Annotated in this window: 9 protein-coding genes; 4 read left to right on the forward strand and 5 right to left on the reverse strand. The window is 58.9% G+C overall.

Features of this window, described 5'->3' with window-relative positions:
• Positions 1-3,470: 3,470 nt before the first annotated feature.
• On the reverse strand, positions 3,471-4,787 hold the full coding sequence (locus OIM11_07340; GenBank protein ID HJJ00940.1) for an AAA family ATPase: 1,317 nt from the start codon (positions 4,785-4,787) through the stop codon (positions 3,471-3,473).
• Positions 4,788-5,288: 501 nt separating this feature from the next.
• A complete protein-coding gene (locus tag OIM11_07345; protein HJJ00941.1) occupies positions 5,289-6,173 on the reverse strand; it encodes a hypothetical protein in 885 nt (294 codons plus the stop codon).
• 701 nt (positions 6,174-6,874) lie between these two features.
• Here OIM11_07345 and OIM11_07350 point away from each other — a divergent pair.
• A complete protein-coding gene (locus tag OIM11_07350) occupies positions 6,875-8,050 on the forward strand; it encodes an ATP-binding protein (GenBank protein ID HJJ00942.1) in 1,176 nt (391 codons plus the stop codon).
• Positions 8,051-8,093: 43 nt separating this feature from the next.
• Here the strand turns inward: OIM11_07350 and OIM11_07355 are convergent, their stop codons facing one another.
• Together OIM11_07355 and OIM11_07360 are read right to left on the reverse strand one after the other, a co-directional pair.
• Positions 8,094-11,738, reverse strand: a complete 3,645-nt coding sequence (locus OIM11_07355; GenBank protein ID HJJ00943.1) for a DNA polymerase III subunit alpha — start codon at positions 11,736-11,738, stop codon at positions 8,094-8,096.
• Between the two features lie 3 nt (positions 11,739-11,741).
• A complete protein-coding gene (locus OIM11_07360; protein HJJ00944.1) occupies positions 11,742-12,071 on the reverse strand; it encodes a YerC/YecD family TrpR-related protein in 330 nt (109 codons plus the stop codon).
• 277 nt (positions 12,072-12,348) lie between these two features.
• On the opposite strand from OIM11_07360, the gene OIM11_07365 reads away from it, so the two are divergent.
• Together OIM11_07365 and OIM11_07370 are read left to right on the forward strand one after the other, a co-directional pair.
• On the forward strand, positions 12,349-13,533 hold the full coding sequence (locus tag OIM11_07365) for a pyridoxal phosphate-dependent aminotransferase (GenBank protein HJJ00945.1): 1,185 nt from the start codon (positions 12,349-12,351) through the stop codon (positions 13,531-13,533).
• A gap of 145 nt (positions 13,534-13,678) precedes the next feature.
• Positions 13,679-15,637 (forward strand): acyltransferase, encoded by a 1,959-nt coding sequence (locus OIM11_07370; protein HJJ00946.1) that lies wholly within the window; start codon positions 13,679-13,681, stop codon positions 15,635-15,637.
• A 58-nt stretch (positions 15,638-15,695) separates the two neighbouring features.
• Here the strand turns inward: OIM11_07370 and nadE are convergent, their stop codons facing one another.
• Positions 15,696-17,282, reverse strand: a complete 1,587-nt coding sequence (nadE, locus tag OIM11_07375) for an NAD(+) synthase (GenBank protein HJJ00947.1) — start codon at positions 17,280-17,282, stop codon at positions 15,696-15,698.
• Positions 17,283-17,479: 197 nt separating this feature from the next.
• Between nadE and OIM11_07380 the strand changes: the two genes are divergently transcribed.
• On the forward strand, positions 17,480-18,418 hold the full coding sequence (locus OIM11_07380) for a hypothetical protein (GenBank protein HJJ00948.1): 939 nt from the start codon (positions 17,480-17,482) through the stop codon (positions 18,416-18,418).
• The last annotated feature ends 65 nt before the right edge of the window (positions 18,419-18,483 follow it).

Below are 18,483 nucleotides of genomic sequence, written 5' to 3' on the forward strand. Positions count from 1 at the left end.
AAGAGATGGCGCTAGCAACAGGATTGACATTCGTCCAACCACGCCAATTCTTGTTTGTATTGTCATAGGCAATTACATACCAATTTGCAATATTCGTACCATATTTCTTAAGCTTTTTGGTCTGTGCGTTGAGGTTAGCAACTGTCGTAACCTGAGTACCATTTACCAGTACACCAGCAGCAGTAGTAGTGCCACTAAAGGTAATAGTGTCACCCGCAAATGCAAAGAAGGCACCCGTGCTTAAATATACGGGATCCTTGGCATTCCAGTTATTAGATGCTGTTTCCGGAGTATCAGTTCCATAGTTAGACATATAGTTAGTAAGCTGCTCGTTCAAATGAATGGTAACGACCGGATCAGCTTGGGGCGTAAGATCACGAACAGGTCCATAAATCTCGTCAGAAGCTGATTCCAGATAGCGTACAGGACCATATATATCATCGACGCAATTGTTTACGACAGTTTCACCTCCCTCGACAACAGAGGAGCTATTCCCAGCTGCATTAGCTTGATCGCTAGTCGTCGGCTGAGTGATAGACACATCCTCGGCTACACCCGGGCTAGAGGCAGATGCATTAGCTTGGTCGCTAGTCGTCGTCTGCGTGCTATCCGGGCCTTCAGCCTTGTTGTCGTTCAGGGAGGGCTTCGCAACGTTGGCATCAACATCGCAATCCGCATTCTCACCTGCGGATTCGTCGGCGGTGTCCTGGGCGCTATCGGCGCTATCAGGATTGCTATCAGCATCGGCGGAATTTACCGTCCCCAGAATAGACGAAGACCCCGCGACCGAATCGGTGGCGGAGTCTTCGTTGGAGGCGCTATCTGCCTTGGCTGCATCCCCTGGACCTTCGGTCCCAGAGGAGCCGGGTTCATCACCCGGACTAGCTTTGCCAGACGATGTTGATGCCAAGGTCACTATTTCGACCTGACCGGCATCAATGCCATCTGAAATAGCATTTTGCGTTTCTAGCTTCACAGCGGTGTCTCCGTTGGACGTAGCGACCGCTTGCGTACTAGCAGTACACATGCTATCATTATTACTATCAGTTGACGCAAAAGCGTGCATAGGTTGAAGGAGGAAGCAGACAAAGGCAACGAGCACGGCAAAGAGGGCCGCTAATACCAGCGATCTCCTCGTCTGCGCGTGAGCAGCATGAGAGACGGCTGTCGCCAGCCCGCTTCTCTCTATGTCGTAGTGCTTCTGCACCCTGCTGCCTTTCCTTCTTGCTTCCGGCCCGCGAGTCGCCGCACAGTCTTCCCGTTTATGAAGGCTTGCGGTTCATACAATCCGCCACGCCCTCTGGGTTTGACGGTTTGCCCTAAGGCTTGCCGTCAAGTCCCCCCACTGGGTGACTTTGGCTGACTCCTCGCGAAGGGCGCAGTGCGCCCAATGCCGCTTTTGAATCATTGCGTACTCTACTCCCAGACCCCCGCGCTGTAAACCCCCAGGTCAAAGAAAGCGCGGGATTTTTGGCATTTTTGGCGCGGGATACCATGTGACCTGCGCAAACGAGGCGCGGAAGCCGTCAAATCATCTCTTATCACACCCAAAATCCCCGCGCTGTCCAAAATACAGGCGCGGAACCCAGCGCGGGAAAAGTGCCGAAATTGTCATTCGATATGCTTTGACCTGCTGTGATAAAGCGCGGAACCAAGCGCGGAAGCCTACAGAACGGCGTCACTTTGTCAGTCAGAAGCAGCAGCAGCGCCCGATGACGGCATAGAAACTTGACCAACACGAGTCCTTTCTTCGATCTCCAGCGGGTGTCTAAAATCGCCCCTTCATTGTCGTTTGCCTGCGGTTCCGCGCTACCTTCGCTCCGCCCACCTGCCTTTCCGCGCCACCCTCTCGTTGCTCATCCGCGCTTCCGCACTGAAGCATTACGTGACTGCAAACTCGCCCCAGACATCGCTGCAAATCCCTCCCAGATTTCTGCGCATCCAATATGAACGGTCGATTTTTGACAACGAGCGGCACGCCCACCCCCGTTCTCTCCATCCCCCATCCACAATTCTCGGAAGGCGGCGACCCCCCCCCTGTCATCCCGAGCGAAGCGAACGCAATGAGCGCAGTCGAGGGATCTCCCCGTTCCGCCGCCTTGCGGCAGCTCCAGTCGAGATGACAGCGAGTGCCCCGCTGACTTGTATCGCAGGGTCAGACCCCGTGACACACAGCGCCAGATGCAACACCTCGGGCGCGTGATGCGTCTACCAGGGCACATGGGTTTCTAAGCCCTGGAGACGCACCAGGCGCCCCCTCCGAAGCCAGAGCCCACGCGCCCGTTCTATATATGGGCGATACGTCGATTGAACCTGTTTGCGACTTCAGCCGATAGATTCCCGTGGTCACAATGCCAGCAAACAACACGAGGAGCGGGACGTACCCACCGGGGCGCATGGTCTTCTAAGCCCCGTGGGTACGTCCCGCTCCTCGCACCCCCACTTCGCATCCTCTTGCGCAGGCATCTCCTACCTGCAGCGCCAGATAAAACGCTTAAAGGCATGTGGTGCATCTACCAGGGCGCATGGTTTTCTAAGCCCTGGCAGGCGCTCCCCGTGCCCCCTCACGCTGAGGCAATATGCGGCGCTGAGAGGCGCTAAGGGCGTCTCTGCGCCCCTGAGACACCCCATAACCCCAGAAAACCCGTTAGAAGGCGTTCAAACGCGTCGTTTTTGCAAGGGATATCGCTCTGTTAGCCACGAGACATCGACCGATCCGCAAACCCTTGATTCCAAGCCTCGATTTGCCCTGTTTTGGCACCCGAGCTACGCGATTTTGACCCATTTTCGACTCCGATATACGAAAATCGAACCCCATTTTCGAAACCGCTATGCAATTTCGGAGTTTTGCTATTCGTACTTCGCGAAATCCTAGCTGTTCAAATTTCATAAATATCAATTGTTAGTTGAACATTCATTTTTGCTAACTATTCAGATAGCGATTTTAAAAGATTTCATTCTCTATTTGGATATACATTCTAATTGCTTAAATCACTTAAGATTGAATTACACTTAATCGTATTTATTGATTAAGAAGTAATATCAATTAGATGTTTATATCCTATTAATAACTTTTACTTATAAAGGCATTTAACCTTTAAGATGGAAAATTTATTAAAAGAATTATCAATATATAGATTATTGAAAATTAAATGATTTAATCACTTAAGATTGAATACCGTATTATTTATGTTACGAATTAATCTGTTTTCTTGTTAATCTGCATAGAACATTAATCGGATTTCAAATTAATCTGACTCTCAGACAATGCGCTACTCGCATTTATCTATATGCAAGATAATTCAATCCTCGCATTGATCAGAAACCGGATAAACCAAACTTAGAAACTGAGAAGCATCCCAATCCAAGCAGAAGAAGGCTTTCCAAGAACGCTTTCAGTCTTACCCACCTCACGTCTGTAGTTCCGCGTACGCAAAAAGCGGCCATCTCTAAGATTCGCCACAATGCATCTATAGGAACGCCGCAAAATAGATCGGGAGATACGTTATAGCGCCATTCTCTTCCAGATTGCCTGGGTGCAGCACAATGGCGCCTTCAAACTTGTAGTTTTTGACACCCATGAGCGCGTCAAGCGCTGCATGTCGATGCGAGTTCCTTCCAGACTTCACCTCAATCGGCATAACAAGGGGCGACCTGTCTTCCTCAACCAGGAAATCTACCTCCCCGACCCCCCGCTTGTTGAAATAGTAGATGCTTTCATGACCATGCGCACGAAGCTCCTGCGCAACGGCATTCTCATAGACACTGCCCAGATTCATCTTCTCGGACATCTCAAGTAAGCGTTCAACATCGACGGCAGGAAAAGTCGAGAACAGCAATCCCACGTCCGATAAATACAGCTTGAATTGGTTCACCTCTCTAGAAAACCCAAGCGGAAAAACCGGCTCCGTAGAGCGAAACACGGGTATGACGACGCCCGCATCAGCAAGCCAATCAAAATCGGATTCGATTTTCTTCGAAAAACGACCACCGTCCGTAACGCCCCGTATAACAAAGCGTCTGTTTTCTTTGTTGAGCTGTGCCGGAACTGCATCAAAGATGGTCTTTATCTGGCGAGAACGAATCTCATCTGAAACATATCGAGTAATGTCAGCACGATACGCATCGAGTATGCCTCGCTGTCGTAGTCGCATAAGCTGCGTATCATGCGTATCAACAAACGTTTGCACAGCTTGCGGCATTCCGCCAACAAGCACGTAGCGCTTCCACAGGTCGAGAAACCGTTCGTGCAAAAAGTCGGGGACAGGCTTACGCGCAGCAAAACAATCCGTAATCGTGTCCCAGAGATACCCGTCAATCCCTTGCGACCAGCAGAACTCCTCGAAATCGAGTGGAAACATCTCAACGATATCGATAGTTCCCACCGGAAGAGACCGAAAATCGTACGATTCTATTCCAAGCATCGACCCCGAATAGATGACATCAAACCTATCGTCTGCAGCCAGATAACGCATCCATGTAATGGCATCAGAACAGCGTTGTACTTCATCGAAAAACAGTAACGTGTCCCCAGGAACTATGGGATCTGTTGCCAAGGACGTGATGCGCAACATTAGGTCATCAGGGTCTTGCGCTGCACTTATAATCTCAACTGCACGAGGCTGCTCAACAAAATCTATCTTGACGATGGCAGCGTAGTGTTCTGCTCCATACGCTTCTATGCTGCTCGTTTTGCCAACCTGTCGAGCCCCTGTGATAAGGAGCCCTTGATTAGTCTTCGATGTTCGCCATGCATCGATGACAGTGTCTATCTTCCGCTTAAGCATGTATTGTCCCCTTATATCGAATGTAGTGATTCTACCAGGTGGAATGCAAAAATGTAAACTTCAAACAGGCATAATTTGCATTTTTGCAAACTTTAAAATGCTGAAAATTGCAAAAATGCAAACTTCTTTTGTCTTAGGTTTATTGCCATTCGCTCTTTAGTTGCATATTTTCCAGGGATAATTTTCTTAAAAATGCATATTTTCCAAGCATTCCCATAACCGCCCCTGTATCCGCAACCTCGCGCCTGCGACTCCCCGCGCGCAAAAATCGGCCATCTCTAGGATTCGCCGTCTCCGCATGCGCAGAAATCGCCAACCTCTAGCCTCAACATGCCCTCGACCCTAGACATCCGCCAAAAACGCGTCGCCTGGCCGCACCCGAGCCCCCGCGACCCTAGACATGCGCCGATTCTGCGTGCCCACAACGCCATCGGCTATATCCGCAGCACCTCATGACAGGACAAGGCTCGACACCTACCACAATTGCCAGTCATCTTCGTCTCACAGCTCCCCCACCCGATCGTGACATGCATGCGCAATCGCCCATGACGGCTCGAAGAGCAGGCTTTTGCGCAGCTCATACTGTGCGCTCTGATGCTCGAGGCTCCGGCGAGGCATACGCTTCCCAATAGCGCACAGCACTGCCCGCGCAAACCCCTCGAACGCGATCTGGTTATGAAGCTGCGGTTTTGTGAGCAGAAACACCCGATAGCCCATGGCCTCAAGCGCAGCGCGGCGTATCTCGTCGCGCGCCTGCTTCCTATAGCCGGTGTGATGCTGCTCGGAAGTGTACTCGACGATGCACTTCGCATCGCGCCAGAGCAAATCGCCATAGCAATCCGCATACCCCAGTGACCGCGCTATGACGGGATTTAACCTAACATGCCCGTTGAGCTCTGGCATTGGACACCCATACCCGCCGTGCATTGGTGGTAGGCACAACAAAAGTGCCGCGTCTATCTCCGGCGGCGATGCCGCACCAGCCGCAACAAACTGCAGCGCCCGGCGAGCCCGCACTACGCCCTTCATAGACCCAGCCGCCTTGATGTACCTATGTAATGTATTGGTGGAGACAATCGGATCGCAACGCTCCATCAGGCAACCGGCCTCGTCAAACGAAAACGCCGCACAAAGCAGCGAGCCCACCTTCGCAAGCTCGGGCAGCGATAGGGCGCTCGCAAGTCGCAGAAAGCAGTACTCGGGTGAGACAACGGGCAATCCCGTATCGGTAAAGGCAAAGGAATCACAAGGCAGAGACGACATGACCACGCGGCAATAGAGTCCCTTTCTGTTCACGAACGCACTCTTGCCCTCGGCAACGACATGCAGGCGCATGTCGTTGCCGTATGCCCAGCCAGGTAAATTGCCCGATTGAAACCGCTCCATGAGCGTCTCATGCGACGCACGTTTGACAGTCCCGCGCCCCGCTGCACTCGACATCCAGTATGCAAGCGCACAATCGGCATCAATGTGCAATGTCATAGAGCCTCACCGTTCCTTTCGGACAATCGAGCTGCTGCGGTGTGTTCAGGAGGCTCGGGATGTATTCGGTTGGTGGATCAAGCGGAAGCGAGTAAACGAAAAGCCGTCCTCGCGGAAACGATTTGCAAAGGGTCACATGCCCGAAATGCCTAGAATGAGAACGCCGATCAGCAGCGTCCAATATTAAGAGGAGGAGGAGTTAATGGCCTCCATGTAGTGATGCGCATTATAGCAGCGTCCGTGCGCAAAAATCCCGCAATCCTAGGATTACCCACGCTCTCTCGCACCTGCAACCTCGCGCCTGCGACTCCCCGCGCGCAAAAATCGACCATCTCTAGGATTCGCCGTCTCTACTTGCGCAGAAATCGCCAACCTCTAGCCTTCGCGCGCCCTCGACCCTAGACATCCGCCAAAAGTGCGTCATCCGACCGCGCCTGAGCCCCTCGACCCTAGACATGCGCCGTTTCTGTGCATCCGCGACATCGCACCTGCAACCCCACGTGCAGAAAACGTTTCGGTATTCATCTACTTCATTATTTTGGTAAGTCTTACTTCCTAATTTTGGTATTATCTAATTACCAATTCTGGTTTTCGAGGAGACTTGCATGCAAGGCTTCATACATAGGGCGCTTGAACCGAAGCTTAAACAGGCCGCGGGCTGGTACCCAGTCGTCTCGCTTACCGGTCCGCGTCAAAGCGGAAAGTCAACGCTCGCCAAGCACGCGTTCCCCGATTATTCGTATGTAACGTTGGAGGACCCTCAAATACGCGCAGCGGCGATCGAGGATCCGGTGAGCTTCATTCGCAATAGGCCGGAGCGTCTCATCATCGACGAGGCACAGTATGCTCCCGGCCTCTTCTCGATGATCCAAGTCGTGAGTGACGAACGCGGATCTGCCGGCCAATACGTTCTCGCTGGATCCCAGAGCTTCCTCTTGATGGAAAGCATCTCCCAGTCGCTCGCCGGACGCATCGGATTGACGACATTACTCCCCCTATCCTATCGGGAGCTTCAAGACAGCATGCAGGGAAACTACGCAGTTGATGATTTCACCTTCATGGGCGGGTATCCACGCCTTCATTCTGCGGATATCCCACCAGCAGCATACTTTCCAAGCTACGTGGAGACATATATAGAAAGAGATGTTGCGGGATTGCTTGACGTGCGAAACAAGACATCGTTTCGCAGGCTGCTCGAGATGTGCGCTTTGAACACGGGGGCGCTTCTAAACTACTCTTCACTTGCAAACGACGCGGACGTGGCCCCAAGGACTGCAAAATCGTGGCTCTCCATCCTCGAATCGAGCCACATCGTCTTCTTGCTTCAGCCTTTCCACGCGAATGCCCGGAAACGCCTGACAAAATCCCCCAAGCTGTATTTCTACGATACGGGCTTGCTTTGCCACTTGCTTCACATCACGTCAGTGGAGCAACTCGTTAATCATGAGATGTTTGGAGCCGTGTTCGAGAATCTCATCATTTCCGAAACCGCAAAGCGGCATCTCAATAACGCCACGCGTCCGGAACTATACTTCTACCGAGATGACAGCAAGCGTGAAATCGACCTCCTCGACTTCACGAACCCTGCGGACAGGCAGGCTGTGGAAATAAAATCGTCGCGTACCTACCACTCCAAATACACGCGACATTTGCTTGGCGTGGGGGACGAGCTTGACATTGCCCAGTCCAGGCGATTTGTGGTTGCTCGCGTAGAGGACAGCTACCAGACGAAAGAGTGTCGGGTACTATCGGCGAGAGATTGGCTCATGGGAGTCAGATAACCCATCTATCCACGCTGCCACCTGCGGCCCCGCCCCTACAGCGTTACCTCACCTCGACGGCACCTGCACCGACAAGATCGCCGACGCGCGTGACCATCTCCCGCGATCCGCAGTTGACGCTCACCGGCAGCTCGGCGCGGAACTTCCTGCCATCAGCCTGCTCGATGAACAGCGTGACCGGGTGCGCACCCGGATAGTTATCGAAAATCGCCGACAGCTCGTGCATCGTCTCGTTCGAGAACATCTCGGAACGCACGTGAATCGCCATCGCACTCGGCCCGCGCTTGACCGCACCCGCAGCCCCGCCATCGGCACCGTTGTCAGCCACAAGTGGCTTGACCTCATACACGATGACCTGCGAACCACGGTCGCTGCGCTCGAGCTTGCCGCGCACGTGCACGGCCGCGATCTCGCCCGTCTCGAGCTCCGATTGCAGCACCTGGCGGTACTCCTCCCAGGTCTTCGACCAGCACAGGCAGTCAACGCCGGCTTCCATGTCCTCGAGGCGCACGATCGCCATGTTCGAGCCCTTTTTGGTGGTCTTGACCTGCACGTCTGCGACCATACCCGCGAAGTCGTAGGTACGTCCGTCGTGGAAGACTTCCTCGTCATCGAGCGAACCCAGGCCCGCGTACGCCGTCTTCGCCATCACGCCGGCATATGGCGACAGCGGATGGTCGCTGACGAAGATGCCGATCGACTCCTTCTCGTAGCGCAACTTGATGCTGCGATCCCACTCGATGCCATCGGGTGCCGGAATCTCTTCCTCGATCTCGGCGTTATCGCCCGCATCCGCCTCCGCAAACAGGTCGAACATCGTGACCTGCCCGCTTTCACGGTCGCGCTGGCGCTGCGCGGCCTGCTCGAGCAGCGAGCCGCCCTCGATGAAGCCCCAGAGCTGCTTGCGCGTATAGCCCGTCGAATCGAAGGCGCCAGCCTTGACGAGCGCCTCGACCACACGCTTGTTGCAAGCCTCGCCCGGCACGCGATAGGTGTAATCGTGCAGCGACGTGAACGGCCCGTTCTTCTCGCGCTCCTCGATGATGAGCTCGACGACCTTCTCGCCGACGCCCTTGAGGCCCGCCAAGCCGAAGCGCACGCCCTCGGGCGTGGCCGTGAAGTCGCCGCGCGACTGGTTGATATCCGGCGGCAGCACGGCGATGCCGTCCTGCTTGCAGGCGTTGACGTAGTGGACGATCTTGTCGGTCTTGCCCGTGTAGCTCGACAACACGGCGGCCATGTACTCGTTGGGATAGTGCGCCTTGAGCCACGCCGTCTGCATCGTGAGGATGCCGTAGGCGGCCGAGTGCGACTTGTTGAACGCGTACTCCGCGAACTTGAGCACGTCGTCCCAGATCGTCTGCGCGATCTTGCGGTCGTAGCCGTTGCGCTCGGCACCGTTGAGCCAGTGGTCCTCCATGGTCTCGACCGTGCCGTCGGCCCACTTCTGCTCGACCTCGCGCATGAGCGCGATCTTCTTCTTGGCCACGGCCTTGCGCACCTTGTCGCTCTCGCCCGTGGTGAAGCCGCTCATGACGACCGAAATCCTCATGACCTGCTCCTGGTACACCATGGTACCGTAGGTGCTCTCGAGCACGGGCTTGAGCCGCTCGTCGTAGTACGCGATGGGCTTGCGGCCGAGCTTGCGGTCGACGAAGTCGTCGACCATGCCCGCACCCAGCGGGCCGGGGCGATACAGCGCGATGACGGCGACGATGTCGTCGTAGCAGTCCGGGCGCATCTTCTTGAGCAGCACGCGCATGCCCGGCGACTCCACCTGGAACACGCCGGCCGTGCCGCCGCGCGCGAACAGCTCGTACATCGCCGGGTCCTTCATGTCGATATTGTCGAGGTCGATGTCGATGCCGTGGTTGGCCTTGATGTTGGCCAGCGCCTTCGAGATGACGGTAAGCGTGCGCAGACCGAGGAAGTCCATCTTGAGCAGGCCCATGTTGGCGGTCATCACGCCGTCGTACTGCGTGATGATCATGCCGCCCTTGGTGTCGAGCTTGGTGGGGACGTAATCGTAGACCGGGTCGCGGCAGATGATGACGGCCGACGCGTGCACGCCCTCGCCGCGCGTGATGCCCTCGAGGCGCTTGGCCGCGTCGATGATCTTGGCGGTGTCCGGGTCGCTCTCGTACTGCTTGCGCAGGTCGGGGTTCTCCGCAAGCGCGCGCTCGAGCGTCATCTTGGGGTCGTTGGGAATCATCTTCGAGATGGCGGCGCTCATGTACACCGGATACTCGAGCACGCGCGCGGCGTCGTTGACGGCCTGCTTGGCCTTCATCTTGCCATAGGTGATGACGTGCGCGATGCGCTCCGGGCCATAGATGTCGCGGCAGTGCTGGATGACGTCCAGCCTGCGCTCGTCGTCGAAGTCCATGTCGATATCGGGCATCTCCGTGCGCTCGGGCGACAGGAAGCGCTCGAAGATGAGGTCGTTGGCAAGTGGGTCGAAGGTCGTGATGTCGAGCGCGTAGCTGATGATCGAGCCAGCTGCCGATCCACGCCCCGGCCCCACGCCAATGCCGTTCTCCTTGGCCCAGCGCGCGAACTCCTGCACGATGAGGAAGTACGCCGCGAAGCCCTTCGAGCAGATGATCTCGTACTCGTGCTCGAAACGGTCGATGACCTCCTGCGGCAGCGGATCGCCGTAGCGGCGCTTGAGGCCTTCCATCGACATGTCGCGCAGCAGCGACTCGTTTGTCTCGCCTTCCTTGAGGAAGGGGTAGCGCGGCAGGATGATGTTACCAAACTCCAAGGTCACATTGCATTTGTCTGCGATCTCGAGCGTGGTTGCCAGACACTCCGGATGCTCCTTGAGCGCCTCGGCCATCTCCTCGGGACTCTTGAGATAGAACTGGTCGTTCGAAAACTTCATGCGGTTGGTGTCGCTCACGAACTTGCCCATGCCGATGCACAGCATGAGGTCTTGCGTGTACGCGTCCTCCTGGCGCAGGTAATGCAGGTCATTCGTGCCGACGACCTTGAGGCCCATCTCGCCAGCAAGCTTGCACAGCGCGTCGTTGAGGCGCGGCTGGCTGATGCCGTTGTCGGTCACGATCTCCGGGCCCTGGTTTTGCAGCTCGATGTAGAAGTCATCCTTGCCGAAGATGTCGATGAAGGTCTGCGCCCACTCCTTGGCCACCTCGAACTCGCCGCGGTCGATGGACTTGGGGATGACGCCGGCGATGCAAGCGCTCGTGGCCAGGATGCCATCGTGGTACTGGCGCAAAGCCTCGAGCGTGACGCGCGGTTTGTAGTAGAAACCGTCCGTTGCGGCATCCGAGACGATGCGCATGAGGTTGCGATACCCGCGATTGTCCTTGGCGAGCAGGATCATGTGGTAGAGCTCCGGGCGCTTGTCGCGGCTCAGCGTGGAGTCCGGTGTGAAGTAGACCTCGCAGCCGATGATGGGCTTGATGCCGGCCTTGATGGCCGCCTGGTAGAACTCCGCGCAGCCGTACATGTAGCCGTGATCCGTGATGGCGACGGCGGGCATGCCGAGCTCCTTGGCACGCGTGCACAGCTCGCTGATGCGCGTGGCACCGTCGAGCAGGGAGTACTCGGTGTGCACGTGCAGGTGCACGAAGGTGCCGGCCTCACGGCATGAGGTGGGAATGGGGCCTTCGCCTTCGCTCGCGGCCTTGATTTGATCGAATGCGGGGATGTCTTGTTCCGCCATGCCCTACTCCTCGCCTTCCGAACCCGCGGCCTCGCCCGTGGCATCGCCTGCCGCGATGATGCGCAACGCATCCTCGTAGCCGCCGCTCCCGTAGTTGAGGCACTTCGACACGCGGCTGATCGTGGTGGCCGAGGCCCCCGTGACGTCTTGCACGTCGAGGTAGCTTTGACCGCCTGCCAGTAGGCGTGCGACCTCGAGGCGCTGCGACATCTCGGCTATTTCGCGCACGGTGCACAAATCGAGCAGGAAGTCGTAGACCTCATCGGTGCTGTCCATGCTGGCGAGCACGGTGAGCAGCTTATCGACGAGCGGAGTTCGGAGTTTGTCGGACACGTGCGCTCCCAAGGCTAATCGCGGATGATTTTGAGTATGCGGATATCCTACTACGCTCCTGCGACACGATTCGCGTAAATTCCGATTCGTACGCCTCTTGTCATTTCGAGCGAAGCGAACGGAGCCCCCTGTCATCCCGAACGAAACGAAGCGACCATTGTCATTTCGAGCGGAGCGAACGGAGTGAGCGGAGTCGAGGGATCTCTCCCCTTCCCGTCTCATTGCGCTACACTGTCACGTATCCCGTTCGCCCTCACCTCCCGCAAAAGGAGCCCTCATGATCAACGAAGAGATGTACGCCCTGGGTGCCGCGCCCAACAAGATTCGCGAAATCTTCGCCTACGGCCTCGAGCGCAAGGCCCAAATCGGCGATGACAAGGTCTTCGACCTCTCGATCGGCAACCCGAGCGTACCCTCCCCCGCCATCGTCGACGAGACCATCGCCCGTCTGGTCAACGAGGGCGAAGGCACCATGCACGCCTACACCATGTCTCCCGGCCTCGTCGAGGCCCGCGAGGCCGTCGCGCAAAACCTCAACCGCCGCTATGGCACGCACTACACGGCCGGCAACCTCTACTTCACGGCTGGCGCCTCGGCCGCCATCTGCATAGCCATCAAGGCCGTCGTCCTGCCTGGCGAGGAGGTCATCGCCATCACGCCGTACTTCCCCGAGTACAAGACCTGGGCGAGCAACGCCGGCGCGGTAACCGTCGAGGTACCCGCGCGCGCAAGCGACTTCATGCTCGACATCGACGCGATCGAGGCGGCCATCACGCCCAAGACGGCCGCCATCATCATCAACACGCCCAACAACCCCGTCGGCTCGGTCTACAGCGACGAGAACCTCATGCAGCTCGCGGACCTTCTGCGCGCCAAATCCGCCGAATACGGCCATACCATCTACCTCATCAGCGACGAGCCCTACCGCGAGCTCGTCTACGATGGCCTCACTCCCGCCTGGGTCCCGAGCCTCTACGACGCCACCTTCGTCTGCTATTCGTGGTCCAAGTCGTTCTCGCTGCCCGGCGAGCGCATCGGCTACCTGCTCGTCCCGAGCGAGATGCCCGACTTCGACCGCGTCTACAAGGCCGTATGCGGTGCTGGCCGCTCGCTCGGCTACATCTGCGACTCGGTGCTCTTCCAGCTCGCGGTCGCCGAGTGCATCGATGCTCCCATCGACGTCGAACCCTACGACCGCAACCGCAAGCTCCTCTACGACGGCCTCACCAGCATCGGCTACAACGTCATCTACCCGCAGGGCGCGTTCTACATGTGGATCGAGGCGCTCGAGCCCGATGCGCAGGCGTTCTGCGAGGTCTGCCGCCAGCACGAGCTGCTGCTCGTGCCGAGCGACGGCTTCCTCACGAAGGGCTGGACGCGCGTCGGCTACTGCTGCGACGAGGCCACGATTCGCGGCGCCCTCAAGGCCTTCGAGGACGTCTACGCCGAATACCGCGGGTAACCCCCTAAGACAGCGTGCCTGGCACGCTGTCTCATATCATCGGCTTTCTCCTAATTTTGGCCACCTTTTGAGACAGCGTGCCAGGCACACCTTGCGTCTGCCACGCGCGCGGCTTATATTGCGTGCTGTAAAGATGGAGGGGGCATTGACGGCACGACGCACGGGGCGACCAGCGCCCAAAAAGGTGAAGAAGCGCTACATCGCGTCGCTTGATGGCCTGCGTGCCCTGGCCGTCGTCGCCGTCATCGCATACCACCTCGACCTCCGCTTCGCCTGTGGCGGCCTCCTCGGCGTCACCGTCTTCTTCGTGCTCTCCGGTTACCTCATCACCGGCCTGCTCATGGCCGAGCTCGAAGAGACCGGCACCGTCAACCTCCCGCAGTTCTGGCTGCGCCGCGTGCGCCGCCTGTTTCCCGCCATCGTGCTCGTCGTGGTGGTGGTCACCGCGCTTTGCGTGCTCTTCAACCACCCGCTGCTCACCAAGTTGCGTCCCGATGTCGTGCCCTCGCTCTTCTGGTTCCAGAACTGGTGGTACGTCTTCCGCGGCCTCTCGTACTTCGACTCGCTCGGCGACCCGTCCCCGCTCACGCATTTCTGGTCGCTCGCCATCGAGGAGCAGTTCTACCTCATCTGGCCCATACTGTTGCTCGTCGTGAGCCGCCTCGGCGCGAGCAAGACCATCATCCGCCGTGGCTGCGTCGCGCTGGCTGTCATCTCCGCTGCGCTCATGTGGGTGCTCTACAACCCGCTCGAGGACCCCACGCGCGTCTACTACGGCACCGACACGCGTGCTTGCTCGCTGCTCATCGGCGCATGGCTCGCACTCTTCTGGCCCGGCCAGGCCCTCACGGAGGAGGGCACGCGCAACGTACCTTCGCGCATCATCAACCTCCTCGACGTGATCGGCGTCATCGCGCTCGTCGGCATCATCGGCATGATGGCCTTCATCGACGGCTTCTCGGGCTTCATGTACCACGGCGGCATCATCATCAACTCCGTGCTCACGGCCGTGCTCATCGCCGTGCTCGTACATCCGCGCAGCAGACTGGCGCGTTTCGCGAGCCTCAAGCCCTTCGTGTGGGTCGGCCAGCGCTCATACGGCATTTACCTGTGGCACTACCCCATCATCTTACTGATGAAGCCGCTCAATCCCGGCTCAAGCTATGCCTGGTGGTTCATCCTCGCGGTCTTCGTCATCACCTTCGTGGTGGCGGCGCTGTCCTACACCTTCGTCGAGAACCCCATCCGCCACGGTGCCATCGGACGCGCCATCGCGAGCTGGCGCGAGCGTCGCGGTAATCCTGGTCGCGGCATCACGCGCCCCCGCGTCATCGCGCCGGCGCTCGCGAGCATCCTCACCGCCGCAATCGCCATCGGAGGCTGTGCGATCATTCCCGACGAGTACCAGGTCCCCGAAGACGCCATCAAGAGCACGGGGCATTCCGCGGGCGCGGCCATGCAGCTCTACGGCGACGCACCGCCAAGCTACGATCCCGCAAACGGTGTCATCGGCAACGCAGTGGCCGCGAGCAACTACCTCAAGGGCAAACTCGACCAGGAAGCCGCCGAACTCGCCGAAGCCGAGCGCCTCGCGCGTATACGCAACCCATTGCTCATTGGTGATTCCGTGCCTGGAGATTCCGCCGACGAGTTCTACTCACACTACACGAACGCCCTGATGGACAGCTACATCGGGCGATGGTTCTGGCAGGCGCGCGATGTCTACAAGGATTATCTCGCGCAGGGCGTCGTCGGCGATGTCGTGATCTTCGCGTGCTTCTCGAACTTCATGCTCGAAGACGACGAGCTCGACAAGATGTACGAGCTCGTGGGCCCGGACAAGCAGATCTTCCTCGTCAACGTCTACAACGAGAAGGACGTGACCGACCACAACAACCCGATGCTGGCGGACTTCGCAGCCGCGCACGAGAACGTGCACCTCGTCGATTGGTACGCGGCCGTCGTCGATCACGTGGGCGAGTACCTCTGGGACGATCACGAGCATCTGCGCCCCGAGGGCGCCGTCGTCTACGAGGACCTCATCTTCGATTGCGTCAAGGGATTCCTGCCGGCAGAGGCCATACGCGAGCCGCAGCCAGCGTGATGAGGAGATCCCTCGACTCCGCTTCGCTCCGCTCGGGATGACAGGGAGCGCGGCGCCCCTAGACGATGCCTGGATCGCGCCAGCCGTTGGTAATCGGCCAGGCACGGTCCTTCGCGAACGACGTCCCGAGCACATGCGGCGCGATGGGCTCGCTGCGACGCTTGTACTCGTTGAGCTGAACCGCAGCGAGCACGCATGCCACGAGATGCGCGTCAAAGCCGGCCTCGATGGCCTCGGCCGCGCCCAGCTCGCCCTCGACATGCGCCTCGAGCAGCTCGTCAAGCTGCTCGTACGGTGGCAGGCGGTCGGTATCGCGCGCGCCGGCGTAAAGCTCGGCGCTCGGCTCCTTGTCGATGATGGCCTGCGGAATGCGCGGCTCCTGCGCGTTGCGCCATGCGGCGAGCTCGTAGACCTCGGTCTTGTAGATGTCACCGATGGGCGCAAACGCCCCGGCCGTGTCGCCGTAGAGCGTCGAGAAGCCCATCGCGGCCTCGGACTTGTTGCCGCAGTTGAGCATGAGCCAATCGTGGCTGTTGCCAATCGTCATGAGCTCGACGGTGCGCACGCGGGCCTGGAGGTTCTCGGCAGCCAGGCCATCGACGCTGCCGCCGCAGGAATGCGCGAGCACGCGCTCGAAGGCCTCGAGCGGCTCTTCGATGGGTGCGACCGCGCAGTCGATACCCAGCATGCGGGCAAGCTCCTGCGCGTCGGCAAGCGACGCATCGCTCGAATAGGGACCGGGCATCGCGACGCCATGCACGTGGGCCGCGCCAAGCGCGTCGACCGCGATCGCGGCCACGACCGAGGAGTCGATGCCACCCGACAACCCGATGATGACATCGGAAAAACCGTTCTTGTGCACGTAATCGCGCGTCGCGACGACAATCGCGCGCCAGACGATCTCGCGGATGTCAAGCTCGACGGCCGGGCGTTGCTGCACCTCGTGGACGGCACCGGGCGCGGTATCGAAGACGAAGAGGTCCTCCTCGTCGATGGGCGCGGCGTGCATCAGGCTGCCGTTGGGTGCCGTGACCGTGGAGTTTCCGGCAAACACGACCGCATCGGCCGCGCCGCACTGGTTAGCGCTCACGACATGCGCGCCGCATTCGCTCGCAAGCGCGGAGAGATGCCGCAGATCACCGCGCGCCGCCGGAGCCGCCATCGGGTCACCGAAGGCGTCGTAGTTCATCTCGACGAGCACGTCGACGTTGGAAAGCTTGCTGCCCGACTCGAAGTGCCCGTCGAAGAGCACGGCGATGTTGCTGTCCGCAAGCTCGATGACCGGGACGACGTCGCTTTCGAGCAACGCGGGCGCGCCGAGCGACTCGAGCGAGCCGGCACCGGCGAGGAAGAGCTCGGGAACGATGGCGAGCGTGTCGGCGTCGAGCTCGTTGACGCTCGCGCACGAGACGAGCGCGGGCACGGGCGACTCCTTCGCGAAGGCGCAGAGATGGTCATGCGCGTCCTCGATGAAGGCATGCGAGTCGACGAGACCGCCGATGTGCGCGCCGGTGAGCGAGCCCGCTCCGAAGACGACGAGGTCAACGTGCGCGTGCGCTGCCTGCCGCGCGTAATCGAGCATCTTGCTCATGTTGCCGGACAGATCGCCGACACGGGGGTTTACCTGTGCAACCGCAATGCGCATATGCCGCTCCCTTGGCTCGGTACGTCTGCCCCCAAGGATACCATGAGCGCAGGTGCGGCGCGGCGTGCGAACATTTCACTTCCGGCACCAAAATGAGCACATATTACCCCGCTCTCGCGGTACAATGATGGGCAATGCATTGAAGCGACGCGCCCCAGACACATGGGCGCCTCGCCAAAAACGAAAGGATTACCACGATGCCCCAGATTACCCGTGAGGACGTGCGCGTTCCCGCTGACGTCATGCCAGAGGCCGTCGAGCTCTACCTCGATAACTACATGGCCGCCACGCGCGGCACCGGCCGTCTCATGCTCTTTGCCTGCGACCAGAAGATCGAGCACCTCAACAAGGACTTCCACGGCGAGGGCATCGATCCGGCCGATGGTGACCCCGAGCATCTCTTCCAGATTGGCGACCAGGGCACGATTGGCGTGCTTGCCGGCCAGCGCGGCCTCATCGCCCAGTACGCGCGCGACTATCCCAACATCAACTACCTGGTCAAGATGAACTCCAAGACCAACCTGGTCAAGACCGCCCAGCAGGACCCCTACTCCCCGCAGCTCTACGACCTCGAGGCCGTGCTCGCGATGCGCGAGGCTGGCGTCAACATCGTCGGCCTGGGCTACACCATCTACCTGGGTAGCGAGTTCGAGGCCAACATGCTGGCCGAGGCAGGTGAGCTCATCGCCGAGGCGCATGCCGAGGGTCTGCTCGTCGTCCTGTGGATCTATCCGCGCGGCGAGGCCGTGACGGACGAGAAGGCCGCGGACCTCATCGCCGGCGCCGCGGGTGTGGCGCTGTGCCTGGGCGCGGACTTCGTCAAGGTCAACCCGCCGGCCGCTGCCGACGGTAAGACGAGTGCCGAGCTCCTGGCCATCGCAAGCCGCGCTGCCGGCCGCACGGGTCTCGTGTGCGCAGGCGGCTCCAAGGCCGATGCCCGCGAGTTCCTCTCGAGCCTCTACGACCAGATTCACGTCGGCGGTGCTGTTGGCAACGCCACCGGCCGCAACATCCACATGCGCTCGCTCGACGAGGCCGTGCGTCTTACGCAGGCCATCAGCGCCATCACGCTCGGCGATTACGATGTCGAGGAGGCCATGGACGTCTTCGAAGGCAAGGAGCACTACACGCTCTAGCGTCGTAGGCAGCGATTGGCTGCACGCACGGTACTGGCACAGGCAAGGGGTCGCTTCGGCGGCCC

Source organism: Coriobacteriaceae bacterium (assembly GCA_025992705.1).
In the GTDB taxonomy this organism is placed as follows: domain Bacteria; phylum Actinomycetota; class Coriobacteriia; order Coriobacteriales; family QAMH01; genus QAMH01.